We start from the raw sequence: 22,987 nt of genomic DNA, 5'->3' as shown, positions 1-22,987 counted from the left end.
TTGTCAAAAATTTTTTCTGCGCTTAAAAACTAGTTGTCACGGAAAGGTTGTTGAATATTCCATAATTAATTTATTAAATAATAATAAATTAATCGATGGTATGTGAATAAATGGATTTCTCATGGGGAACAGATTAAAAGAAATATTAATTCGTGGAACTGAGAATAAGATAAACGCCATGGAAAAAGGAAATTGTATAGGACATTTTGGCATGGAATTATTTCATTTTTTTTGAAGTGAAACTATTCCATGGAAAATTGCTAATTTGAAATTTTCCTTGTGGAATCAAAATACACTGACCTAATATTGCCGCACAACAAAAGGCGGCTACGTCGGAAAGTATTTTATTTATTTCTACAAGGGAATTTCAAATGATAGATTTGACTTTATTTGCCCGCCGTGGCGGCGTGGCCCTGTCGTCGGCCGCCTTGGCCGCCCTGGCGGCATGCGGCGGCGGCGCCGGCAGCACGGCCGACACGGCCGGGCAGCAAAATCTGCTGTTGGCGGAGACCACCAGCGCCACCCAGGCGCAGACGCTGAGCGCGGCGACCACCGTGACCACCGTGGCGAAGTCGGTGAACGCGGCCAGCTGCGGCTTCAACGACGTGCAAGCGGCCGTCAAGTCGGCCAGTAGCGGCATGACAGTGCAGATCCCGGCCGGCAGTTGCAGCTGGGGTACCCAGCAGTTGAATGTGCCGGCCGGCGTGTATCTGCGCGGCGCCGGCCAGGATGCCACCGTCATCAGCCGGGTGGGCGCGGTCGGCCGCGACACCTATCTGGTGGCTTACGATTGCTCCAACGGCAAGGTCGCCGATTTCTCCGCCATGACGCTGGTCGGCAACCGCAAGGGCTCGATCCAGGACAGCGGCCTCGGCTTGTTGAAGGGCTGCGCCGGCTTCAAGGTGACGGCCTCGACCTTCAAGAATTTCGTCCATGCGGCGGTCTATGTTGGCGATGCCGCCAATCAGCGCGGCGTGATCGCGCAAAACCGCTTTGTTGACAACTACAGTCCCGACCTGAAGGATCTGGGCTTTGGGGTGCTGGTCTCGGGCGGCGGCGCCTGGCCGGCGCTCAGCCTGGGTTCGGTCAACGCGGTCTACGTGGAAGATAATAGTTTTTCCGGCAATCGTCAAAGCGTGTCCTCGACCAATGGGGCAAGCTATGTGTTCCGGTATAACACCATTGCCGCGACCGACGCCACGAAAGACTTTTACATGACCGATGTCCAGGGCTTGAGCAGCGCCACCCACGGCACGCGCAGCTATGAGATTTACGCCAACACCTACCAGGCTTCCGGCCTCAGCGGCCTGGCCCGCACCGCGATCGGCGTTGGCGGCGGCGATGGCGTGATTTTCAACAACGTGATTCCAGCCACCATCAGCCGTGGCGTCGAGATCAGCACCGCCGGCTTCACCTGCGGCAAATATCCTGGCGCCGATCAGGTCCGCTCGCTGTACATCTGGGGCAATACGATCGGCAATACCAGCTATGCCAGCGGCGGCATCGCGAATAATTGTCCGTCGTCGGTGGCGCTGAACCGGGATTACTTCCTGACCACCCGCACCGGCTACACCGCGTACGCCTATCCGCATCCGGCGCGCGCGCTGGCCAGCCCCGGTCCCGGCACCAGCACCCCGGCGCCAACCTGCGATTACCCCGAGCACGTGTCGGGCACCAACTACGCGGTCGGCGCGATCGTCCGCTACAAGGGCCTGTTCTATCAAGCCACGCACGCCAATCCAGGCTGGGATCCGGTCATCAGCACTTATTTCTGGAGTCCCTACACCTGCAAGGCAAGCACCACGCCAACTCCGACCCCGACGCCGACCCCGGCGCCGATCGTCAGCGCCGACCGCACCGCCAAGAGCTGCGGCTATGCCGACGTCAGCGCCGCGGTGAATACCGCCAGCAAGGGCATGACCGTGGCGATCCCGGCTGGCGATTGCAGCTGGGGCACTCAGCAGCTGAACCTGCCGGCCGGCCTGCATCTGCAAGGCGCGGGGCAGGATAAGACCACGATTCGCCGGGTCGGCGCCGTGTCCAACACCAGTTATCTGGTGGCGATCGATTGCAGCAATGGCGCGGCGGCCGCGTTCTCCGGCATGACGTTGATCGGCAATGGTAACGGCGCGATCCAGGACAAGGGGCTGGGGCTGCTGAACGGCTGCCGCGACTTCCGCGTCTACGACTCGACCTTCAAGAACTTCGTGTTCAGCGCGGTCTACGTGGGCGACGCCGCCAATCAGCGCGGCGTCATCTACAACAACAACTTCATCAACAACTACAGCGCGGACTTGAAGAACCTGGGCTATGGCGTGGTGGTGTATGGTGGCGGCGCGTGGCCGGCGCTTGACCTGGGCTCGGCCAATGCGGTGTTCGTCGAAAGCAATAGCTTCTCGGGCAATCGCCACAATATCGCGTCCAACAACGGCTCGGTCTACGTGTTCCGCTATAACAAGGTGGTCGGCACCGATGCGGCCAAGGACTACGCCATGACCGATGCGCACGGCGTGTCGTCCTCGCCACGCGGTTCGCGCAGCTATGAGATCTACAACAACGACTACTCGACCAATATCACCGGCGGCCTGCAGCGCACCGCGATTGGCATCCGGGGCGGCGATGGCGTGATCTTCAATAACACCGCGACCGCCACCATCAGCCGCACCATCGAGCTGATGACCGAGGGCTTCAGCTGCGGCGCCTATGCCGGTGCCGACCAGATCCGTTCGCTGTACATCTGGAACAACGCCAACAATTCGTCGAATGGCTACACCACGAACGGCATCGATAACACTTGCCCGTCGTCGATCGGATTGAACCGCGATTACTTCCTCAGCGCCAAGCCCGGCTACACGCCGTTCACCTACCCGCATCCACTGCGCAACGCCGACTAGTCAGCGCTGTTGCCCCAGGGCGCCCGGTAAGCGCATGCGCGCGCGCCGGTCGCCCATCAGGGCGCGCAGTTCATCAATGCTGAGGTTGCTCACCTCGTGCATGCGCAACAACATCGCCGCCCCGACCCGCAGCCGCTTGTGACGGATTTTGCTGATGGTGGGCGCCTCCACCCCAAGCAGGCGGGACAGGGCGGCATCATTTTTCAGGCGCAGCCTGGCCACCAGCACGTCCAGCAGCCGGGCCGGACTGTACTCGCGCTCCTCGGAGTCGGGCGGCTGGTTCATGGCCGTTTGACGGGACGCTGCCGCAGCATCTGGCGCAGCAAACCCAGCACGAACAGGCTATTGCCGACCAGATAGCGTCCGGCCAGCCGGCGCGGTTCGCGCCCCAGCCGATACAACCATTCCAATCCATGTTGCTGCCACCACAGCGGCGCGCGTTTGAGCGTGCCGGCGTGGTAGTCGAAGGCGGCGCCGACGCCGATCAGCGGCGCCGCCACCAGCGCGCAATTGCGCGCCATCCAGCGTTCCTGCTTGGGACAGCCGAGACTGATAAACACCAGCCCGGCGCCGCTGTGATTGATGCGCGCGATATCGGCCAGTTCCTCCTCGCGCGTCGGCGCCCGGAATGGCGGCGCCGCGCTGCCGGCAAGGCGCAGGCCCGGGAAGTCGCGCTGGCTGGCGGCGCCCAGCGCCGCCAGCGTGGCCGGGCTGCTGCCGTAGAAATACACCGAAATCCCGGCCTTGGCGGCGGCGGCCAGCGCCTTCCACATCAAGTCCGGCCCGTTGACGCGCGCCTGCGGCTGGCCGCTGAAATGGCGCACCGCCCAGGCGATCGGCGCGCCGTCCGGCGTGGCCAGGTCGGCCTGATTGAGGATGCTCTGGAATTCGGCGTCGTAGGCGGCGGTGACCACCGAGTGCACATTACACATGCAGGCATAGCGGCGATCGTGGTTGCGGCCCCATTCAAGCAGGCGTTGCAGCGCCGCTTCCCAGGTCAGCACATCGATTTTGGTCTGAAGAACAAGTTGGCGTTTACGCGACATGGCGGGCTCCTGGCAGGGATAAAACGTGTTGGTAGATGGCGTGCAGCAGCGCGAAATTGCGCTGCGGCGTGTAGTGCTCCAGATAGCGGGCGCGGGCGGCGCGGCCCATCGCCAGCATGGCGGCCGGATGGCGCCGCGCCCAGCCGATGGCGCTGGCCAGGTCGGCGGCGTCGCCCGGCCGCACATGCAGGCCGGTGACGCCATCCTGAATCAACTCGCCCAGTCCGCCGTGGCCGCTGGCGATCACCGGCAAGCCGGCCGCGAAGGCTTCCACCGCCGCCAGCCCGAAGGTTTCCAGGCAAGTGCTGGGCGCGACCAGAAAGCTGCTGCCGCGCATCAGGTCCTGTACCTGCGGCGCGCTGCGCGGCCCCAGATAGTCGAGTTGCGCCGCCTGCGCGACGGCCTCGGCCAGCGGACCGTCGCCCACCACCCGCAGCGGGCCGGCGTGTTGGCCCAGCAGGGCGCTGGCGGCGATCAGCGTGGCCACGCCTTTCTCGGCCGACAGCCGGCCCACGAACAGGCCGCCGTCGCGTTGCTGTTGCTGCTGTTGTTGTTGCGACGCGGCGTGATCGGGCACGAAGTTGGGCTTGACGTGGAGGCGTTGCGGCGGCAAGCCGCCGGCCAGATATTGCAGGCGGCTGAACTGGCTCAGCGCGATATACGCCTGCACCCGGTGGCGGTAGCTGCCGAGCAGCCGGTGCGCCACCAGCGCGCCGGCCGCCACCCCGGATTGCAGCAGCGAGTCGCGGTAGCAGCGATGGGCCACGGCGCGCCATGGCAGCCGGCCGACGCAGTCGTGGCACGGCCGGCCGTCACGCAGCAACATCGCCTGCGGGCACAGCAGGCGGAAGTTGTGCAGCGTTTGCACCACCGGGATGCCGCGCGCCGCCGCCGTCCAGTAGGGGGCGGCCGAGACAAGCGGGAAGGTATTGTGGAAGTGGATCAGGTCGGGGCGCCGTTGCTGGCACAGATCGGCGATCTCGCGCGCCGCGCGCCGCGACCAGATGGTGCTTAGCGCCGCCTGCGCCGCCGACATGTCGCGCAGCTCGTCGTTGCTGCGCTGGTAAACCTGGACCTCGACGCCGTTGGCGCGCAGCAGTGCCGCCTCGGCCTCGGCCACCACGTCTTCGCCACCGCGCAACTGGTAGCGGTTATGGACGATCAGCACGCGCATCGACTGGCCTCTTTTCAGTGGATTCCGGGGACGGCGCCAGCGGGTTGGCCGCCAGCGCCAGATAGCGCTCGGCCAGCAGCCGCGCCGCCGGCGCGTTCAAGTGATTGCCATCCTTGTACAGCGCGGTGTTGCCGATCGCCGTCAGGCAGCGCTGCTGGTCGCACATCACGCGTTTGGCGTTGATCACCCGCACCTGCGGCATGGCCGTTTGCAGGCGGTCGATTTCGCGGTCCATCGAGCCCTGCGCGGCTTGCACATCGGCGTAGCGGAAGTCGCAGTCGCTGCCGGCGGGCAGCCAGCCACGGCGGCGGAACAGCACGCAGCGCGACAGGTCGGCATCGGTCGAGGGATTGTCCTTGAACAGCACCAGCGTGGTGTGGCCGCCGTCCAGCGCCTGCGCCACCTGGCGCAGGCGGCGCGCGAACAAGGCTTCCTGGCTGCGGTATTGCCAGCGTCCGGCCAGCACCACATAGCGATACTGGCGCGCCAGCAGCAGCATGTCGGCGTTGCGGCGCTGGCAGACGGTGGCCGCAGCGCCGGGCTCGGCCAGGTCGAACGGTTCGCAACTGCCGGCGATGTGGTACACCGCGCGCCAGCCGGCCTGGCGCGCCAACTGCTCGACAAACGGCTTGAAATGGTGGGCGTGCGAGTCGCCATACAGCAGCACCGCCGGCCGCACGCCGACCTCGGCTGGCGCGCCGAACCCGCAGTGGCGCCGCAGATAGGCCGCGGTGACGGTGGCGGCGACGCCGCTGCGCAGCGCGCAGGCGCCGCCCAGGTCGCGCTCATAGGAATAGCTGGCCAGCAGTTCGCGGGCGTCGGCGGCGAAGCGCTGCGGCGCGCCGTCGCTGGCATAGGAGTACAGCCCGACCGCCAGGCAGGCGGCGGCCGGCGCCGCATAGTAGCGCAGCGCGCTGGCGCGCAGCGACAGGCGGCGCCGGCGCAGCGGCAGTTCGACATAGCGCCACGTCAGCCAGGACAGCGCGAAGATCAAGGCCAGCACCGCCACCCCGGCGGCGCCATCCAGCGCGATGTGGCGATAGCGCAGCAGCGACAGCACCGGCCAATGCCACAGATACAGCGAATACGACATCAGGCCGATGGCGACCAGCGGCGCGCGCCCCAGCAGCGCGGAGACCGGATTGGCGCGGGCGCCGCCGTACAGCAGCAGCGCCGCGCCCAGGCACGGCGGCAGCGAATACAGGCCCGGGAACGGCAGTTCGCGGCGCAACAGCAGCAGCGAGCCGGCCAGCAGCAGCAAGCCGGCCAGCGCGGCAACGCCGGCCTGGCGCGGTCCGGGCGGGTGGCGTTCCAGCGCGCGCGCGATCAGCGCGCCGATCAGCAATTCGTGGGCGCGATAGGGCAGCAGGAAATAGCTGCCGACCTGATCCGCCTGCCACTGTGAGCACAGCAGCGCGATCAGCGCCAGCAGCGCCAGCAGCGGCGTCAGATAGCGCTGCCAGTGCCGGTGCAGCAGCATCAGCAGCAGCGGATAGGCAAAGTAGAATTGTTCCTCGACCGATAGCGACCAGGTATGCAGCAAGGGGAACTGTTCGGCGCGCTGGCCGAAGTAACCCCAGCTGAGCATGGAGAAAAAGATGTTGGAGACGAAGGCCCACGAGGCCGCCAGCGAGGTGGTGTAAAACAGGTAGTCGTCGGGAATCAGCAGATAGCTGGCCGCCGCCAGCGTGGCGGCGCTGACCAGCGCGTAGGCCGGCAGCAGCCGCATGATGCGGTGCTGATAGAAGTCGGCCAGGCGCCAGCGCCGCTGCTCGAGCGCGGCGGTGATCAGCCGGGTGATCAGGTAGCCGGAGATGACGAAGAAGGCATCGACCCCGGCGAAGCCGCCCGGCAGCCAGCCCGGCGCCAGGTGGAAGACTATCACCGCCAGCACCGCCAGTGCGCGCAGGCCGTCGATGTCGGCGCGGTAGCCGTGGCGCTCAGCGGGCTGCATGGCCGGGCTCCGCGAAGTAGAGGGCGGGCGCGCCGTCGTGGCGTGGCGGGCGGCAGGCGCCCAGCAACAGCAGCGCCAGGAAAATCACCCACATCTGGCCGCGCGGCGACACATACGAGGCTTCGGCCCGGTTGTGCAGCATATAGGCCAGCACGAATGCCACCGAGTACGGCGCGATCCTGGCCGCCAGCAGGCGCGGCTGCAGCATCGCGCCGGCCCAGTTCAGCATCAGCAGCGCCAGCAGCAGCACCGCCACGCCGCCGCCGTTGACCGCCAGATCGAGCACGCCGTTGTGGTAGCTGGAATACGGCATGCCGGCCGAGGCGATCAGGTAGGCGTGGTCGTCGAAACTCCAGCCCAGCAGGGGACGGGCGCCGATCGCCTGGTAGGCGTCGCGCCACACCTCGTCGCGGCCGGTCAGCTGGCTGTTGCGGCCCAGCAGCGCGTACAGCCATTCGGTGTCGACCGCGCCGGCCAGCAATTTCAGCAACGCCAGCAGCAGCACTGCGGCGGCCAGCAGCCGCAGATAGTCGCGGCGGCCGGCGCCACGGCGCCGCAGCCAGCGCAGGCTCAGCAGCACCAGCAGCACCAGCGCGGCGCACACCTTGGAGGTGACGCTGTCGGCGCCGGCGATGGCCAGCAGCGACAGCGCGCAGCCCAGCCAGTGGCAGCGCGGGCAGGGCGGCGGCGGCCCGGCGCTGAGCGCCGCCGCGTTGGCCCAGAAGGCGGTGAAGCCGAGCCCGCCCAGCGTATTCGGGTGCACGGTCAAGCCTTGCCACCGGCCCTGCCAATCGATGGCATAGCCGGGAAGCAGCAACACCGCCGCCACCTGCAGCAGCATGTTCGCGCCCAGCACCAGTCCCAGCTGTTGCGGCAGGCTGGCGGGCTGGTGGCGGTAATGCAGCGCGGCCGACAGCGCGATCAGCAGCACGCCGTTGTTGTGCACCACGTTGAGCATGACTTTTTCCGGCAGATAGCTCCACAACGCGCTGCTCAGCAGCAGCGCCATCAGCAGCAACAGCGGCCAACAGCGCAGCAGCACCGCCGCCGCGCTGCGCGGCCGGCTCAGCAGCAGGGCCCCGGCCCAGCTGTACAAGCCGCCCAGCAGCAGCAGGTTGCCGAGCGAGCCCAGGGTGCTGGCGCTGGACGCGGCGGCGGCGGTCTGCTCGGCCACGTCGGCCACCGCCATGATGCGGCTCGGGGTCAGGCTGTAGCTGATCGGCAGGCCGGACGCGGCCATCAGGATCAGCAGCGGCCAGGCGCACCAGCGGTCGGGCCGGGCGGCCGGATCAACCCTGCCGGCGCGCATGGTATTCCTCGTAATCGTAGGGCAGCAGGCAGCGCGACAGCTGGCCGGCGGCGCCGGCCAGGCGCAGCGTCAAGCGCACGAAGGCCGGATAGCTGGCGCAGCGCAGCAGCGGCGCCAGCGCCAGCCCGAGCAGCAGTTGCAGCGCCTTGGCGCCAAACCACAGCAGGCGGCGGCGCCACGGGCGGCGCCGCACCACCACCCGGTAATAGGTCTGGCCGCCACGGAAGGCGCGGCGGCGCGCCCAGCGCAGTTGCAGCCGCGCCGCCGGCACCGCCTCGCTGGCGCTGGCTTCGGCGCACCACACCAGCCGCTTGCCGGCCAGGTGCAGGCGGTAAAACCAATCCAGGTCTTCGCCGCCGGTCAGGCCGAAACCGGGATCGAACCAGAGGCCGGGCTGGGCCAGCACGCTGCGCCGCAGCAGCACGTTGCCGGCGCCGCCATAGCGCAGCAGCGCGCCGGTGGCCAGCGCCGGCTTGCTGAAACAGGCGTGGGCCCAGGCCGGCGCGTCGGCCGGCAGCACGCTGTCGACCGGGCCGAACACCAGGTCGGCGTCGCAGCGCCGGCAGCAGTCCAGCAGCGCCGCCAGCCAGCCGGGCGCCGGGGTTTCATCGTCGTCGATAAAGACGATGTAGTCGGCCGCGCTCAGCCACAGGGCGCGGTTGCGCGCCAGCGCGATGTTTTGCCGCGGCTCGATCTGGTACAGCAGCGGCAGGCCGCACTGGGCGGCGCCGGCCTGGGCCGCCGCGTGCGCCGTGCCGTGCTGGTCGTTGTCGATCACGATCAGGCGCAGCGCCATGCCGCGCCGGTCCTGCAGCGCCAGCGCGGCCAGCAGCGCCCCCAGCAAGGCCGGCCGGCGATAGGTGGCGATGCAGATGTCAATGGTATTCAGTGCGGGCGCCATGCGCGATCTCCTTCCAGATAAGTAGGGCCAGCAAGCCTTCGCCCGCCAGCACGCCGGCGATGGCGCCGGCGGCCTGGTAATGCCGCATCAGCAACACCGCCGTGCTCACCGCCAGCACCGCGCACGGCAGCGTGATCAGCGTCAGCTGGCGGAATTTCATTTGCGTCTGCAACAACAGCGCGCCGCAGCTGCGCCCGACCTGGAACAGCAGCACCAGGCACCACACCGCCACCAGTTGCGGCAGCTGCGGCACGTGATGGCCCAGCACCAACGGCGCCAGCCAGCCCAGGCAGCACAGCAGCAGCAGCGCGTACAACGCCGCCAGCAGCACCATCACCAGCGCCAGCTGGGTGGCCAGCCGGCGCATGCGGCGCGGATCGCTGGCGCGCAGCGCGGCCAGCCGTGGCAGCGCGATCTTGTTCACCGCCGGCACCAGGAAGGTGAACGGCGAGATGAACAGGCGGCTCAGATTGGCCAGCCCGGCGCCGGCCGGCCCCAGCATCGCCGCCAGCGTGTAGGTCGCGCTTTGCGCCTGCACCCAACTGATCGCCACGCCGCCCAGCGACCAGCCGCCGTGGCCCCTGGCGCTGCGCCAGTGGCCACGCAGCTGCGGCAGCGGCTGGCGCCACGCCAGCGGCGCGCTCAGGTAGGCCAGCGCGGCCCCCAGCGCGTTGCCGCCGGCATACAGCAACAGCACGTCGGCGGCGTCGGGCGCGCGGCCGAGCAGGCGCAGCGCCGCCAGTCCGCCCGCCACCACCACCAGCGCGGCGGCATTGACCAGCAACGCGGCGCGTTCGTGATGGCGGATGTAGGCATAGGTGATGAAAAACTCGCCGCACAACATCAGCGCCGCCGCCAGCGCCACCGGCACCACCAGCCCCAGGTAGGGCGCCGCGCCCAGCCACAGCCACAGCGCCACGCCAGCGCCGGCGCCGGCCAGCAGCACGGTGCCGCCCAGCAGCAGGATGGTGGCCAGCACCCGTCCGGCATAGGCGGCCTGGGCGGCGAGCGGCTGGCCCGCCATGCTGACCGTCATCTGGGTCAGCAGCATGGCGTTGCCGACGCCGATATACAGCGTGCAGAGGCCGTAGCAGATGCCGTACAGGCCAAACTCGGCCAGCGCCAGGCTGCGCGCCAGATAGATCCCGACCAGAAAATTGGCGCCGCTGCCGAGCAGCTGGTTGGTCAGGCTGACGAGCAACGGCCGGCGCAACGCCGCCAGTGTGGTGGCGCGCGCCGCGTGCTCACGGGTGGTCGACACGGGCACCCGGGCTCAGTAGGGCACGCGCATGTCGGCGTAGGCGTGCGCCAGCGACGGCGCCGGCTGGAACTGGCCGCGCAGCCGGCGCGAGACCGGATCGAGCGCGCGCGCCGGCTGCTGGCGGCTGCCGGCCTGCTCGGCGCGCAGGAAACTATGGTAGGTTTCCTGCAGGCCGCGCGCCAGCGTCACGCTGGCGCGCCAGCCCAGCTTGCCGAGGCTGGCGCTGTCGAGCAGCTTGCGCGGCGTGCCGTCGGGGCGCGTCAAGTCAAACACCAGGCGGCCGCTGTAGCCGACCACTTGCGCCACCAGCTGCGCCAGCATGGCGATGGTGATTTCCTCGCCGCTGCCGATGTTCAGGTGCGACACCATCGGCTTGGTCACGCTGCGGTAGCAATCCTCGCTGACGCTCATCACGTGCAGGCAGGCGTCGGCCAGGTCGTCGACATACAGGAACTCGCGGCGGGCCTCGCCGGTGCCCCAGATCAGCACCTCGCCGGCGCCGCTGTGTTTGGCCTCGTGCAGGCGCCGTATCAGGGCCGGGATCACATGGCTGTTCTCGGCATGGTAGTTGTCGCCCGGCCCGTACAAATTGGTCGGCATGACGCTGCGGAAGCGGGTGCCGTACTGGCGGTTGTAGCTTTCGCAGATCTTGATGCCGGCGATCTTGGCGATGGCGTAAGGCTCGTTGGTCGGTTCCAGCGCGCCGTGCAGCAGCGCCGCCTCGGGGATCGGTTGCGGCGCCAGCCGCGGGTAGATGCACGATGAGCCGAGGAATAGCAGCTTCTGGGTGCCATGGCGCCACGCCTCGTGGATCACATTGGCCTCGATCGCCATGTTGGAGTAGATGAATTCGGCCGGGTAGCTGTTGTTGGCATGGATGCCGCCGACGGTGGCGGCGGCCAGGTAGACCACGTCGATCGATTCGCGCTTGAACAGGCTGCGCACCTGGGCCTGGTCGGTCAAGTCGAGCTGGGCCCGCGAACAGGTCAGCAGGTTGGTATAGCCCTGGCGGCGCAGCGCGCGCAGGATCGCCGAGCCGACCAGCCCGGTGTGGCCGGCGACGAAAATCCGTTGACTGAATTGGTTCATGCGAGATTCTCCTGGTGAGTGGCGGCCGCCGGAATGGCGGCCGGCGCGCTCATGGCCAGCGCCAGGTCGGACCGCACCATGGCGCGCACCAGTTGCGCAAAGCTGTGTTGCGGCACCCAGCCCAGTTGCTGGCGCGCCAGGCTGGCGTCGCCCAGCAGGGCACCGACCTCGGTCGGGCGGAACAGCGCCGGGTCGACCTGCGCCACCACCTGGCCGAGGTGGCAATGCGCGGCCGCCGCCGAACCGGCCTGCAGCGCGCAGATTCTGGCGCGCTCGTGCAGGCCGCTGCCGGACCATTCGAGCGTCATGCCGAGTTCGCTTGCGGCGGATTCGACGAAGTGGCGCACGCTGTATTGGACGCCGGTGGCGATGACGTAGTCGCGCGCGCTGCGCTGCTGCAGCATCAGCCATTGCATCGCCACGTAATCGCGCGCGTGGCCCCAGTCGCGCAGCGCGGCCAGATTGCCGAGCAACAGCGTTTGCTGCTGGCCGCAGGCGATACGGGCCAGCGCCAGGGTGATCTTGCGCGTCACGAACTCGCTGCCGCGGCGCGGCGATTCGTGGTTGAACAGGATGCCGTTGCAGGCGTAGATGCCATAGGCCTCGCGGTAATTGACGGTGATCCAGTAGGCGTACAGCTTGGCCGCCGCGTACGGGCTGCGCGGCGCGAACACGGTGCTTTCCGATTGTGGCGAGACCAGCGTCTGGCCATACAGTTCCGAGCTGGAGGCCTGATAAAAGCGGGTGTGGTGGGTCAGGCCCAGCGTGCGGATCGCCTCCAGCAGCCGCAACGGTCCCAGCGCGTCGGTCTGGGCGGTGTACTCGGGCACCTGGAACGAGCTGGCGACATGGCTTTGGGCGGCCAGGTTGTAGACCTCGTCCGGCCGCACCGCCGCCATGATGCGCAGCAGCGAGGCGCCGTCGATCAAGTCGCCGTCGTGCAGGTACAGGCGGCCGCCGGCGGCGTCGCTGGCGCCCAGCAGATGATCGATGCGGCCGGTGTTGTGACCGGAGGTGCGGCGCACGATGCCATGCACCACATAGCCCTTGTCGAGCAGCAGCTCGGCCAGATAGGATCCGTCTTGACCGGTGATGCCGGTAATCAGCGCTACTTTGGCGGCTTGCGGCAACAGCGTGGCGCTGTCCAGCGCGGATAGTATGGGCGTGTCATTCATTCTGCTTCTCCACAGTGGTGTCGGGGTTAATAAACGTTGTTGCCGGTCCAGCCCTTGCAGGCGGTCCACAGCACGATGCGCAGATCCAGCCAGAGCGACCAGTGCTGCAGGTAGTACAGGTCCAGTTGCACCCGCCGGATCATCTTGTCGAGGGTGTCGGTTTCGCCGCGGGCGCCATTGATCTGGGCCCAGCCGGTGATGCCGGGCTTGGCGCGGTGGCGCACCATGTAGACGTCGAGCTGGCGGCAATACAGCTCGGTGTGCGAGACCGCGTGCGGGCGCGGCCCGACCACCGACATGTCGCCGCGCAGCACGTTGAAAAACTGCGGCAGCTCGTCCAGGCTGGTGCGCCGCAGCCAGCGTCCGAGCCGGGTCACGCGCGGGTCGTCGCGGCCGGCCTGTTGCAGAATGGTGGCGGCGGCGTGGCGCCGCATGCTGCGGAACTTGTAGAGGTTGAACTGGCGGCCATTCAGGCCGATGCGGGGCTGGACGAACAGCGCCGGGCCCTTGGAATCGCTCTTGATGGCGAGCGCGATCAACAGCATCAGCGGCGCCAGCAACACCAGCGCCAGCAGCGCGAAGGCCTTGTCGAACAGGTATTTTTGCAGCTGGCCGGCGGCGCTGGTTTTCATGCAATTCAAGTCCAGCACCGGAAAATCGTACAGCGTGCGGCCGTTCAGGTTCAGCACCTGCAGGTCGCGCAAGTCTTGCAGCCAGCGGATATGCACCATGGTGTTGCGCAGCAGGTGCTGCAGCCGGGCCAGGGCGGCGGCGTCGCTGAGCGGCAGCACGATCCAGATCTGGTCGATGGCGTGGCTGCCGACATAGGCCGGCACCTGGCTGCTGCGGTCGATCCGCTCGATGCCGGCCGCCGGCGGCGCGGTGGCGCCGTCGGTCAGGCACAGCGCGATGATCTGGTAGGGGCCGGCGCCAGCGCGGCGATGGCGCTGGCACAGCGTCTGGCTGGCGGCGGCGTGACCGATCACCAGCACCCGCGCCGGGCTCACACCGGCGCCACGGGCGGCCATGTGCAAGGCCCACATCGGCGCCAGCGCCAGCAGCAGCCAGCGCCCCAGCCACAGCGCGCTGAGCGGCGGCGCTTGTTCCAGCACCAGGCCGCACAGCATGGCCGCCGTCAGCAGGCCCAGCCAGGCCATCAGCAGCCGCGCCAGCAGCGCGCGCGGCGCCCCCGGCAAGTCCATCAGGTACAGCCCGCAGCGCGGCAGCAGCGCCACGCCCAGCGCCACGCACAGCGGCAGCCAGAGCGGCGTCGGCGCCGGCCAAGCCGGCTGGCTGAGCGACTGCCAGCGGCCGGCGCCCAGCCCCGCCAGCGTCAGCAGCGCGAGGTCGCCCAGGCGCAGCGCAAAGCTGAGCCGTTCGGTATCGTTGAGGAAAGGGATGCGCATGGCGTCGTGGGCGGGCGTTAGTGGGGGCTTGGGATTGGGTCGCGGCGACCGGCGCTGGCCACCGGCCGCCGCACTTCGGCGGCCAGGTGGTTGGCCAGCCGCAGCGCCAGCGCGGTCAGGGTAATGGTGGGGAAATTGGCGCCGGCGGTCGGGAACAGCGAGCTGCCGGCCAGGTACAGATTGCCGATGCCATGCACCCGGCAGTCGGCGTCGGCCACACCGTGGCGCGGCGACTGGTGCATGCGGGTGGTACCCATGTGGTGCCAGGTGCCTTCCGGCTCCAGGCTGGACGGCCACGGCCCGCCCTCCAGCGCCGGCCCCAGCGTCACCTTGGCCACGCCGTCGCGCTCCAGCTCGGCGCCGATGATGGCCAGCGTGCGGTCGAAGGTGCGCTGCACATTGCTGCCCAGCCGCCAGTCGACCTGGACCCGGCGCATGCCCAGCGCGTCGCGCTCGCCGGCCGCCAGCGTGACGCGGCTGTCGGGGTCCGGCTGCGGCTCGACGATGGCCTGGAAGCGCACCTCGCGCACCAGCCAGCGCGGCTGCAGCAGCCGGGTCATGCCATAGCCCAGCGTGTCGAGCGGATGGCGCGCCATCAGCAGCGCGTCGGCCAGCGGCTGCCAGCCGGGCTGGTCCTTGCTGAGCGCCGCCTGCTTGTAGCGGAACAGCGCCGCCGCCGCCGCGCTGCCTTCGCCCGGGAAGGTCGACGCCAGCCAGACCCGGGCGTTGAGCAAGCCCTCGCTGGCCTGGGTCGCCTCGCTCAGCGCCAGCTGGGCCGCGATCTTGGTGGCGCCGGCCGCCACCGCGCTGTTCTGGTAGTGGTATTTGATGTCGTACAGCTTGTTGCGGCGCCAGCCAGGCTGCAGCGTCAGTTGTCCCGACAGCAGGCGCGGATGGTCCATGAAGTAGCGGCCGACCAGGTCGTTGCCATTGCCCAGTCCACCCGGCTGGACATCGTCGGCGGCCAGCAGCAGGCGCGCGTTCTCGATGCCGCCGGCCGCCAGCACGTAGTAGCGGGCCCGCACCTGCAACTGGCGGCCGCACAGCGTGCGGGCCTCGATCCGTTCCAGCTGGCGCGCCGGGCGGGTGGCGGCGAGGTGGGTGACATTGGCCCACAGGTAGACCCGGACCTGGCGCGCGCGCTGCAAATCCTGGCGGTAGGCGCTGCCGAAGCGCACCGGCGCGCTGAACTGCGAAATGGTGTCGCGCACCTTGCCGCTGCGCAGCGGCAGCCGCCGCACGTCGACGCGGCCGATGGCGTCGACCCAGTATTGCGGTGCGTAGTTATACGGCCCCAGCTGCAACACCGCGTGCGCCCGCAGATAGTAGGGCGCCAGCGTCTCCAGCCCGAACGGCCAGCCGCTGTGCGGGATCCAGCGGCGCTGCTGAAAGTCCCACGGATCGAGCGGCCGGCACCAGCCGCCCCAGCAATTGCTGCTGCCGCCCAGGTAGCGGCTGCGGCAGCCGTCGGCGAAGCGGTAGGGCAAGCCGAGGTCGCTGCCACGGTAGAGGTCGCGGGTGGCGTCGTCGGCATGGAAGCCGCCGCTTTCCAGCAGGCAGGTGGCGATGCCGAGGCGCTCCATTTCCAGCGCGATGGTGAGGCCGGCGACGCCGCCGCCGACGATGCAGACGGTGGTGTCCACCTTGGTGAGCGGGCCGAGCTGGCGCGTATCGATGAACATGGCAATCTTTCGGGTGGGCGGATGGTGGTAACAGTGGCAATGGTGGCAACAGTGGATTGGGGGAGCGGCCGGCGTCAGCGCGGGGTCTGCCACGTCAGGCGCTGGCCCCAGCGCCGCAGCAGGGTGTAGCCTTGCCACACGGTGCGCGCGCTGGCGGTGTCGCTGTGGCGGGCCGCGTGCAGCCAGACCATCAGGCGCCGCCGCCGCGCGCGCCACCAGCTGCGCAGCCACAGGCCGGCGTGGCCCAGCAATGCCAGCCGCGAGCGGTACAACTGCACCTGATCCAGTTGTCGCAGCTGGCCGAGGAACAGCCGCTTGTAGTCGTAACGCCCCCACAGGAAATGGAATTCCCGGCCGCCGCGTTCGATGCAGGCGCTGATGGTCCAGTAGCAGCACAGGAAGCCCAGGCTGTAGCGGTCGTACTCGGGCGCGTGCGCCAGCACCACCAGGAAGAAATTGTCGCCGACGCGGTAGCTGATGGCGCCAGCGCAGACCCGGCCGTCGATGGTCACCAGCGCCACCAGGCCGCAGCTGCGCGCCAGGCTCTGCAGCCGCTCGGTTTCGGCCTGGTCGATGATCGAGCGCCGCTGCTTGCCGGCCATGCGGGCATGGTTGAGCGCGATCACGGCGTCGATCTGGCGCGGATCGACCGCGGCGCCCTCGGTCACCGAGAAGCGGTAGCCGGGCAGCTCGCGCGCCACGCTCTGGCCGTAGCGGCGCACATTGCGGCGGGTATTCTTGCTCAGGCTGTCGGTATAGCCGGCCACGTTGTCCGGCAGCGTCACCACGGTGTCTTCCAGATAATCGTATTGCTGGCTGGGGTAGCGGTAGACATGGCGTCCGGCCTGCACCGCGCGCAGGCTGATCACCTGGGCCGTCGCGAACTCGGCGAACACATAGTCGGCGAAGTCCTGGATCTCGGCCGCGCTCAGCGCAATCACTTCGTTGTACAGCGTGACCACGCCGTGCCGCAGGCTGAACACGAACAGCGTACGCAGTTCGCCGCGCTGGTACACAGCGTACGTGTGGGCGGCGTGCAGGCCGCGGCTGGCGCGGAACTGCGGCAGCGAGGCGAACAGATTGCCGTACAGCCGTTCCAACGCCGGACCGGTCCAGTCGGGCACGTGGTCGCGCCAGCAATGAACCTGGTGCTCGTGGGTGGTCAGCGGCGGCGGGGACAGGGAGGCCATGGGAGTTCCAATCAGGACAAGGACGGCGCGCCGGCCAGCGCCGGCAGCGCCGGTGCCGGCAAGCGGGGATGGGCGGCGTCGCGCAGCCGCAGGTCGTTGAACAGCACGCCTTGCGGGGCGACCCCGGCATGGTTCAGGCGTTTCACCGATTCATTCAGTTCATCGTCGCTGGTGTGGCCGGCGCGCGCCACGATGAACACCGCGCCGGCGTGGCTGCCCAGCACCAGCGCGTCCGACACCGCCAGCAGCGGCGGCACGTCGAGCAGCACATAGTCCCAGTCCAGCGAGGCCAGCGCCAGCAGCGCGCCCACGTTGGGGTGCAACAGGAATTCGGCCGGGTTGGGCGGCAAGGCGCCGGTGCTCAACAGCTGCAGGTTGCCGATGCCGGTCTCGCGCACCGCTTGCGGCAAGGGCAGGCTGGCGGCGATCGCCTCGCTCAGGCCGGTGCCGCGCGGCAGATTGAAATAGCAGTGCAACTGGCCGCCGCGCAGGTCGGCGTCGATCAGCAGCACGCGCTTGCCGCTGGAGGCCAGCACCGCCGCGAAATTGGCGCAGATGAAGGACTTGCCCAGCTGCGCGCTGGCGCCGCAGATCTGTACCACGTTGTTGCGCTGGCGCGGCATGCTCACTTGCAGCGTGGTGCGGAAGCAGCGCAGGCTCTCCACCGCCGGGTCGCCCGGCGCCAGCGCGGCCAGCAGCGGCAGCGCGCCGTGCCCGGCCTTGGCGGCGTGCAGGCGGTAGCGCTGCTGCGCCGGGCTGTGCGGAATATTGGCGTACACCACGCGCGCGCCCAGCAATTGCTCGATGGCGCGCGCGCTCTGGATGCCTTTGACCAGCAGCCGTTGCAGCGCCACCACCGTCAGCCCCAGGCACAGCCCGACCGCCGCCGCGATCGCCATGATGGTGCCGCGGTGGGGCCGCGCCGGCTGCTCGGGCTGCATCGGCAAGTCGATCAGGCGCACATTGCTGACCTTGCCCGCCTTGACCAGCCGCAATTGCTGCGCCGAGTTCAGCAGCGCGCTGTACAGCTCGGTGTTGACCTTGACTTCGCGGTTCAGGCGCAGCAATTCCTGCTCCAGGATCGGCAGCTGGCGGATGTGCTGGTTGGCACGCCCGCTCTCGCGGTCTAGCTGCGCGAGCTGCTGGTCCAGCGCCTCGACCAGCGGGTGGGCTGCGGTGTAGCTGACCAGCAGTTCGTCGCGCTTTTGCCGCAGCTCCAGCTGGCGCGTCCGGATCGCCGCCAGCTGCTGCAGGCTGAGTTTGCTTTCCTCGGCCAGATCCACCGTGCCGCTCTGGTGGCGGAAGCGGTAGAAGGCGCTCTCCGAGTCGTCCAGCCGTTGCTTGATGTCGGGCAGTTGCTTTTCCAGGAAGGCCAGCGAGTTTTCCGCCTCCTCCAGCTTGCGGGTGACATTCTGGTGAATGTATTCGCGCCCGATCGCGCTCAGGGTGTCAAACGTGCTCTTGGCCTCCGGCCCGCTGATGGTGACGCTGATCAGGCCCGACTGTTTGCCGATCTCGGCCACCAGCAGCGCCTTCTGCACCTGCTCGATGGCCGCCAGCTTGGGCACGTAGCGCAGGTAGAACAGCGCGCCCGGCCGCGCCGCCAGTTGCTCGATGGTCAGCAGCAGCCGGCCCTGCGGCAGGTCCAGCGTCAGCGGCACGCCGAGGCTGCCATGCACGTCGATGCCGGCCTGCTCGTGCAGCAGGCGGTAGTCGCGGCCGGGGCCGGCAATCACCGTGAAACGGCTGTTTTGCAGCGCCTCTGGCACGTAGAAGCGGGTGACGTCGATGGTTTCCGCTCCCCACACATAGCCGCCGTAGCCGAACAGGCCGGGCTCGGACAAGCCGCGCCGGGAGCGCGCAATGGCGGCGCCGATCAGCGGCAGATAGGCCGGCTTGGCATCGATATACAGGCCGAGGCTGTCGACCGACTTGGCGATCACCATGCGCGACTTGATCAGTTCCATTTCCGAGATGGCGGCCGCCTTGACATCGAACATGGCGGAGATTTCGCCGATCATGTTCTTGGTATTGTTGTTGGGCAGATCTTCTTCGACGTGGATCAACATGGTGGCCTCGTAGACCGGCGCCACCAGCAGCGCGTACAGCCCGCCGCAGAACAGGCACAGCGCCATGATCCAGGCCATGCGCCAGCGCTGCTCGCCCAGGATCTGCAGGTAGCCGGCCAGTTCGATTTCGGCCTCGTAGTGCGGCAGCGGCGCCGCCGCCTGCAAGCTGGCGGGGGCCGGCACCGCGTGCGGCGGCGCGGACGCGGCGGCGGGCAGGGCGCGGCTGGGGGGCGGCGTGGTCATCATTGCTTGCCCGCGCTGACGGCGGAGGTGAGCGCGCCGGGGATGACCATGCTCAGCGTCCGGTACCACTGGGCCAGGCCGCTGGCATCGATGAACACCAGGTCGCGCGGCGCCAGCTCGAAGCTCTCGGCCAGCGCCAGCGCGCCGGTGTCGCGCGCGTCCAGCTGATACAGCTCGATGGCGTCCTGCCGGCGCCGCACCACGAACACCCGCCGCGCGTCGCCGGTCAGCGGGTTGATGCCGCCCGACTCGCCGATCGCCTCGTTCAGCGACAGGCGGCCGCTGTGCATCAGCAGCGCCTTGGGCGTGACCACTTCGCCGCTGACGAAGACCTTGCTCTCGTCCAGCGCCTTTACGCGCAGCACATCGCCGTTGCGCAGCAGCAGGCGGTTCGGATCCTGGCCTTGCTGCACCAGCAGCGGCAAGTCGATGTGATAGCTGTGGCCGCCGCGCAGCAGCCACAGCTGGCTCTGGTCGCCGGCCGGGGTGATGCCGCCGGCGCGGTTGACGGCCTCGGTCAGCGTCATCGGCAAGTCATTGATCGCTTGCACCCCGGGTTGCTTGACTTCGCCATCGACGTAGATGCGCTGGCTGCGGAAGGCTTGCACCTGCAGCTTGACGCTGGGGCGCTGCAGGTATTTGCCCAGCCGTTCGGTCAACAGCGCCTTGGCCTGCACCGCGCTCAGCCCGGCCAGCGTCAGCTCGCCCACCAGCGGAAACTGGATCGCGCCCGAGGCGTTGATCAGGAAACCCTGCTGGTTGGCGGCATTTTGCTCGCCGGCGCCGCCCGCCGCGTTCTGCGCCGCCATGGTCAGGTCGGCGTTCTGGTAGACGCTGATCGCCAGCAAGTCACCGACCCCCAGCGTGTAGGCCGACGGCGCCGCGCGCAGCGCTTCCAGATCGTCGCCCTGGAGGCGTTGGCGCGCGTCGCGCTGCTCGGCGATCAGCGCGGCGGTAATCAGTACTGGCGTGGCCGGCAAGTCGGCGTGGCCGGCGCTATCGGCATGACCGCCGCGGCTGGCGCAACCGGCCAGCAGCAGGCCGCCGCACGTCACCAGCAGGTAGAGCAATTGCAGGCGGCAGCGTGGGATGGAAATCGACATGGCGGGGTTCCTCGCATCGGGTTTCAGTCAGATTAAGCGGCTGTGCTGCCGCAATTTTGTTGATTGTCATGACGCTCATCCGTAGTCTCGAAATAATGCGGCGGCTGTGGCGTCGAATCGTGATCGAAAGCATCTATGACAGTAAGCAAATTGGCGTCGCCGATCTGGTATCCAATGGCGGATGTCGTGGCCGCCGGCCCGCTCTTCACGGGGAACAATCTCATGCTCAACATCGCGATAGTCACCAACACGCTGGCGCCTTACCGTACCCCGGTGTTTTCCGCGCTGGCGGCCATGCCGGGCGTCGCGGTACACGTGTTTAGCTGCGTCGAGCGCGAGCCCAACCGGCAATGGGATTACGCGCCGCTGCGGACCGGCCTGACCACGCTGCAGCGTTGCTTCGTGGTCTGGCGCCAGCGCTACATCCACAGCAATCTCGACGTGGTGGCCGGCCTGCGCCGCTTTCAGCCCGACGTGGTGGTGACCGATGGTTTCAACCCGACCCACTTGTATGCGTTTGCCTATTGCCGGCTGCGCGGCATCGCCCATGTGGCGATGACCGACGGCACGCTGGCGTCGGAGCAAAAGTTGACGCCGCTGCACCGCTGGGTGCGACGCCGGGTGTATGCCGGGTCGCAGGCGTTCGTGGCCGCCAGCGCCGGCGGCCATGCCTTATATGACGGCTACGGCGTCTCGCATGCGCAGCGGTTTACTTCCTGTCTGGCGATCGACAATCAGGTGTTTGCGCGGGCCCCGGCGATGCCGCAATTTGACCTGCTGTTCTGCGGCCGGCTGGAGGCGGTGAAACGGCCGGGCTTCGTGCTGGAGATGGCGCTGGCGCTGGCCTTGCGCTGCGGCCGCCAAATCACGGTGCTGATGGTCGGCAGCGGATCGCAGATGGCGGCGCTGAAAGCCGAGGCGGCCCGGCACCCGGATCAGGTGGCGGTGACCTTCAGCGGCTTTGCCAGCCAGCACGCGCTGCCGGCGCTATACCGCAGCGCGCGCCTGTTCGTGATGCCGACCAGTTGGGAGCCGTGGGGCGTGGTCTTCAACGAGGCCTGCGCCGCCGGCTTGCCGATCCTGACCACGCCGGCCGCCGGCGCGGTGGGGGAGCTGGTACTGGATGGCGAAAACGGTTATGTCGACCAGCCCGATGCCGGCCGCTGGGCCGAGCGCGCGGCCGGGCTGCTGGCCGACGCCGCCACCTATCAGCGCTTTGCGGCGCGCTCGCAGCAACTGGTGGCCGGCTACACCTACGATCAGGCGGCGCAGGGGTTGCGGCAGGCGTGCCTGCGGGCGTGGCAACGGCAGCAGGCCGGCGCGCGCACGGACGGCAATTATCGCTCGCGCCCACGGGTCCTGATCGTCGAGCGCCAACTGCTGCACTACCGGGTCGGCATCTATGTGCGACTGCGGGAGTTGCTGGCCGCGCAGGGCATGGAGCTGCAATTGCTGGTGGGGGAGGGGACGCCGGCCGAAAAGCTCAAGCGCAATGAAGCGCATTTGGACTGGGTGATATCGATCCCGACGCGCTACTTCCTGGACGGTCAGTTGTGCTGGCAGCCGTATGGACGCTATGCGCGCGGTGCCGACATCGTCATCGTCATGCACGAGAACAAAATCCTGTACAACCTGTGGCTGATGTTCGTGCGGCGGCCGGCGCGGCTGGCGTTCTGGGGCCACGGCGCCAACCTGCAGTCGGCGCGCCCGGACGGCTGGCGGGAGCGTTTCAAGCGCTGGACCATCACGCGCGCCGATTGGTGGTTTGCCTATACCGACCTGAGTGCGGCGCTGATCGCGGCCGCCGGCTTTCCGTCGGACCGCACCACGGTGGTCCGCAACGCCATCGACACCACCGAGATGGTGGCCTTGTGCCAGGGCATAGACAGCCAGACCCTGGCGGCGCGGCGGCAACAGCTGGGGCTGGGCGAGGGGCCGGTGGCCATCTATCTGGGCTCGCTGTACAAGGAAAAACGGCTCGACTTCCTGCTGGCCGCGGCGCTGGAGGTACGGCGCCAGATCCCGGATTTCCAGCTGCTGGTGGTTGGCGCCGGGCCGGAACAGGCGCTGATCGATCAGGCGAATGACAGCTATCACTGGATCCATGCGCTTGGCGCCTTGCAAGGCGAGGAAAAGGCCTTGGCCTTGCGCCTGTCGGACGTGATGCTGAATCCGGGCCTGGTCGGGCTGGGCATTCTGGATTCGTTTGCCGGCGGCACGCCGATGTTTACCACCGACTGCGGCTTGCATTCGCCGGAAATCGTGTACCTGGAAAACGGCGTCAACGGCGTGATGACGGCCGACGACCGCGCCGCGTTCGCGGCCGAAATCGTGCGCACCTTGCTGACGCCGTCGCTGCTGGCGCGGCTGCGCGCGGGCGCCCGGCGCAGCGCGGCCCAGTATACGCTGGATGAGATGGCAGGCCGTCTCAGCACCGGCATCGAGGCGGCCTTGGCCAGCCTGTAGCGGCAAGTGCCTGCCGGCCTGCGCC

General features: G+C 68.2%; 16 protein-coding genes. 2 read left to right on the top strand and 14 right to left on the bottom strand.

Going from position 1 to position 22,987, the window contains the following annotated elements:
* The first annotated feature begins 371 nt into the window (after positions 1 to 371).
* Positions 372 to 2,894: a hypothetical protein gene (locus tag GJ699_RS34140; RefSeq protein ID WP_195763492.1), complete on the top strand. Its 2,523-nt coding sequence runs from the start codon at positions 372 to 374 to the stop codon at positions 2,892 to 2,894.
* Here the strand turns inward: GJ699_RS34140 and GJ699_RS08175 are convergent, their stop codons facing one another.
* The 14 genes from GJ699_RS08175 to GJ699_RS08110 form a co-directional block, all read right to left on the bottom strand.
* On the bottom strand, positions 2,895 to 3,179 hold the full coding sequence (locus GJ699_RS08175) for a hypothetical protein (RefSeq protein WP_154374908.1): 285 nt from the start codon (positions 3,177 to 3,179) through the stop codon (positions 2,895 to 2,897).
* Complete coding sequence (locus GJ699_RS08170) at positions 3,176 to 3,940, bottom strand: WecB/TagA/CpsF family glycosyltransferase (protein ID WP_154374906.1); 765 nt, start codon at positions 3,938 to 3,940, stop codon at positions 3,176 to 3,178. The genes GJ699_RS08175 and GJ699_RS08170 overlap by 4 nt, the downstream gene beginning before the upstream one ends.
* Positions 3,930 to 5,114 carry a glycosyltransferase gene (locus GJ699_RS08165; protein ID WP_154374904.1) on the bottom strand — a complete coding sequence of 395 codons (1,185 nt, stop codon included), beginning with the start codon at positions 5,112 to 5,114 and terminating at the stop codon, positions 3,930 to 3,932. Before GJ699_RS08165 ends, GJ699_RS08170 begins: the two co-directional genes overlap by 11 nt.
* Entirely contained in the window at positions 5,092 to 7,068 is a 1,977-nt protein-coding gene (locus GJ699_RS08160; RefSeq protein WP_154374902.1) for an acyltransferase family protein, read from the bottom strand. The genes GJ699_RS08165 and GJ699_RS08160 overlap by 23 nt, the downstream gene beginning before the upstream one ends.
* Positions 7,055 to 8,377 (bottom strand): O-antigen ligase family protein, encoded by a 1,323-nt coding sequence (locus GJ699_RS08155; RefSeq protein ID WP_154374900.1) that lies wholly within the window; start codon positions 8,375 to 8,377, stop codon positions 7,055 to 7,057. Before GJ699_RS08155 ends, GJ699_RS08160 begins: the two co-directional genes overlap by 14 nt.
* Positions 8,358 to 9,278: a glycosyltransferase family 2 protein gene (locus tag GJ699_RS08150; RefSeq protein WP_154374898.1), complete on the bottom strand. Its 921-nt coding sequence runs from the start codon at positions 9,276 to 9,278 to the stop codon at positions 8,358 to 8,360. Before GJ699_RS08150 ends, GJ699_RS08155 begins: the two co-directional genes overlap by 20 nt.
* The gene (locus GJ699_RS08145) at positions 9,253 to 10,539 is read right to left on the bottom strand and encodes a lipopolysaccharide biosynthesis protein (RefSeq protein ID WP_154374896.1); all 1,287 of its coding nucleotides are present in this window, start codon (positions 10,537 to 10,539) and stop codon (positions 9,253 to 9,255) included. Before GJ699_RS08145 ends, GJ699_RS08150 begins: the two co-directional genes overlap by 26 nt.
* A gap of 12 nt (positions 10,540 to 10,551) precedes the next feature.
* Positions 10,552 to 11,628 (bottom strand): GDP-L-fucose synthase family protein, encoded by a 1,077-nt coding sequence (locus GJ699_RS08140; protein WP_154374894.1) that lies wholly within the window; start codon positions 11,626 to 11,628, stop codon positions 10,552 to 10,554.
* A complete protein-coding gene (gene gmd, locus GJ699_RS08135; protein ID WP_154374892.1) occupies positions 11,625 to 12,803 on the bottom strand; it encodes a GDP-mannose 4,6-dehydratase in 1,179 nt (392 codons plus the stop codon). The genes GJ699_RS08140 and gmd overlap by 4 nt, the downstream gene beginning before the upstream one ends.
* A gap of 26 nt (positions 12,804 to 12,829) precedes the next feature.
* Entirely contained in the window at positions 12,830 to 14,209 is a 1,380-nt protein-coding gene (locus tag GJ699_RS08130) for an undecaprenyl-phosphate glucose phosphotransferase (protein ID WP_154374890.1), read from the bottom strand.
* 17 nt (positions 14,210 to 14,226) lie between these two features.
* The gene (locus tag GJ699_RS08125) at positions 14,227 to 15,891 is read right to left on the bottom strand and encodes an FAD-dependent oxidoreductase (RefSeq protein WP_154374889.1); all 1,665 of its coding nucleotides are present in this window, start codon (positions 15,889 to 15,891) and stop codon (positions 14,227 to 14,229) included.
* Between the two features lie 74 nt (positions 15,892 to 15,965).
* Positions 15,966 to 17,081, bottom strand: coding sequence for a GNAT family N-acetyltransferase (locus tag GJ699_RS08120; protein ID WP_154374887.1), 1,116 nt, complete (start codon positions 17,079 to 17,081; stop codon positions 15,966 to 15,968).
* A gap of 11 nt (positions 17,082 to 17,092) precedes the next feature.
* Positions 17,093 to 19,396, bottom strand: coding sequence for a polysaccharide biosynthesis tyrosine autokinase (locus GJ699_RS08115; RefSeq protein ID WP_154374885.1), 2,304 nt, complete (start codon positions 19,394 to 19,396; stop codon positions 17,093 to 17,095).
* Positions 19,393 to 20,496, bottom strand: coding sequence for a polysaccharide biosynthesis/export family protein (locus GJ699_RS08110; protein ID WP_154374883.1), 1,104 nt, complete (start codon positions 20,494 to 20,496; stop codon positions 19,393 to 19,395). Before GJ699_RS08110 ends, GJ699_RS08115 begins: the two co-directional genes overlap by 4 nt.
* A 222-nt stretch (positions 20,497 to 20,718) precedes the next feature.
* On the opposite strand from GJ699_RS08110, the gene GJ699_RS08105 reads away from it, so the two are divergent.
* Complete coding sequence (locus GJ699_RS08105; protein ID WP_154374881.1) at positions 20,719 to 22,962, top strand: glycosyltransferase family 4 protein; 2,244 nt, start codon at positions 20,719 to 20,721, stop codon at positions 22,960 to 22,962.
* Positions 22,963 to 22,987 lie beyond the last annotated feature (25 nt).

It is taken from the genome of Duganella guangzhouensis, assembly GCF_009674535.1.
Lineage (GTDB): Bacteria > Pseudomonadota > Gammaproteobacteria > Burkholderiales > Burkholderiaceae_D > Rugamonas > Rugamonas guangzhouensis.
This window is presented reverse-complemented; position numbering and strand designations above follow the sequence as displayed.

What these genes read in the sequence shown, in the direction of transcription:
- GJ699_RS34140 (WP_195763492.1), top strand. Translation starts at nt 372, where the DNA reads ATGATAGATTTGACTTTATTTGCCCGCCGTGGCGGCGTGGCCCTGTCG.
- GJ699_RS08175 (WP_154374908.1), bottom strand. Translation starts at nt 3,179, where the DNA reads ATGAACCAGCCGCCCGACTCCGAGGAGCGCGAGTACAGTCCGGCCCGG.
- GJ699_RS08170 (WP_154374906.1), bottom strand. Translation starts at nt 3,940, where the DNA reads ATGTCGCGTAAACGCCAACTTGTTCTTCAGACCAAAATCGATGTGCTG.
- GJ699_RS08165 (WP_154374904.1), bottom strand. Translation starts at nt 5,114, where the DNA reads ATGCGCGTGCTGATCGTCCATAACCGCTACCAGTTGCGCGGTGGCGAA.
- GJ699_RS08160 (WP_154374902.1), bottom strand. Translation starts at nt 7,068, where the DNA reads ATGCAGCCCGCTGAGCGCCACGGCTACCGCGCCGACATCGACGGCCTG.
- GJ699_RS08155 (WP_154374900.1), bottom strand. Translation starts at nt 8,377, where the DNA reads ATGCGCGCCGGCAGGGTTGATCCGGCCGCCCGGCCCGACCGCTGGTGC.
- GJ699_RS08150 (WP_154374898.1), bottom strand. Translation starts at nt 9,278, where the DNA reads ATGGCGCCCGCACTGAATACCATTGACATCTGCATCGCCACCTATCGC.
- GJ699_RS08140 (WP_154374894.1), bottom strand. Translation starts at nt 11,628, where the DNA reads ATGAACCAATTCAGTCAACGGATTTTCGTCGCCGGCCACACCGGGCTG.
- gmd (WP_154374892.1), bottom strand. Translation starts at nt 12,803, where the DNA reads ATGAATGACACGCCCATACTATCCGCGCTGGACAGCGCCACGCTGTTG.
- GJ699_RS08130 (WP_154374890.1), bottom strand. Translation starts at nt 14,209, where the DNA reads ATGCGCATCCCTTTCCTCAACGATACCGAACGGCTCAGCTTTGCGCTG.
- GJ699_RS08125 (WP_154374889.1), bottom strand. Translation starts at nt 15,891, where the DNA reads ATGTTCATCGATACGCGCCAGCTCGGCCCGCTCACCAAGGTGGACACC.
- GJ699_RS08120 (WP_154374887.1), bottom strand. Translation starts at nt 17,081, where the DNA reads ATGGCCTCCCTGTCCCCGCCGCCGCTGACCACCCACGAGCACCAGGTT.
- GJ699_RS08115 (WP_154374885.1), bottom strand. Translation starts at nt 19,396, where the DNA reads ATGATGACCACGCCGCCCCCCAGCCGCGCCCTGCCCGCCGCCGCGTCC.
- GJ699_RS08110 (WP_154374883.1), bottom strand. Translation starts at nt 20,496, where the DNA reads ATGTCGATTTCCATCCCACGCTGCCGCCTGCAATTGCTCTACCTGCTG.
- GJ699_RS08105 (WP_154374881.1), top strand. Translation starts at nt 20,719, where the DNA reads ATGCTCAACATCGCGATAGTCACCAACACGCTGGCGCCTTACCGTACC.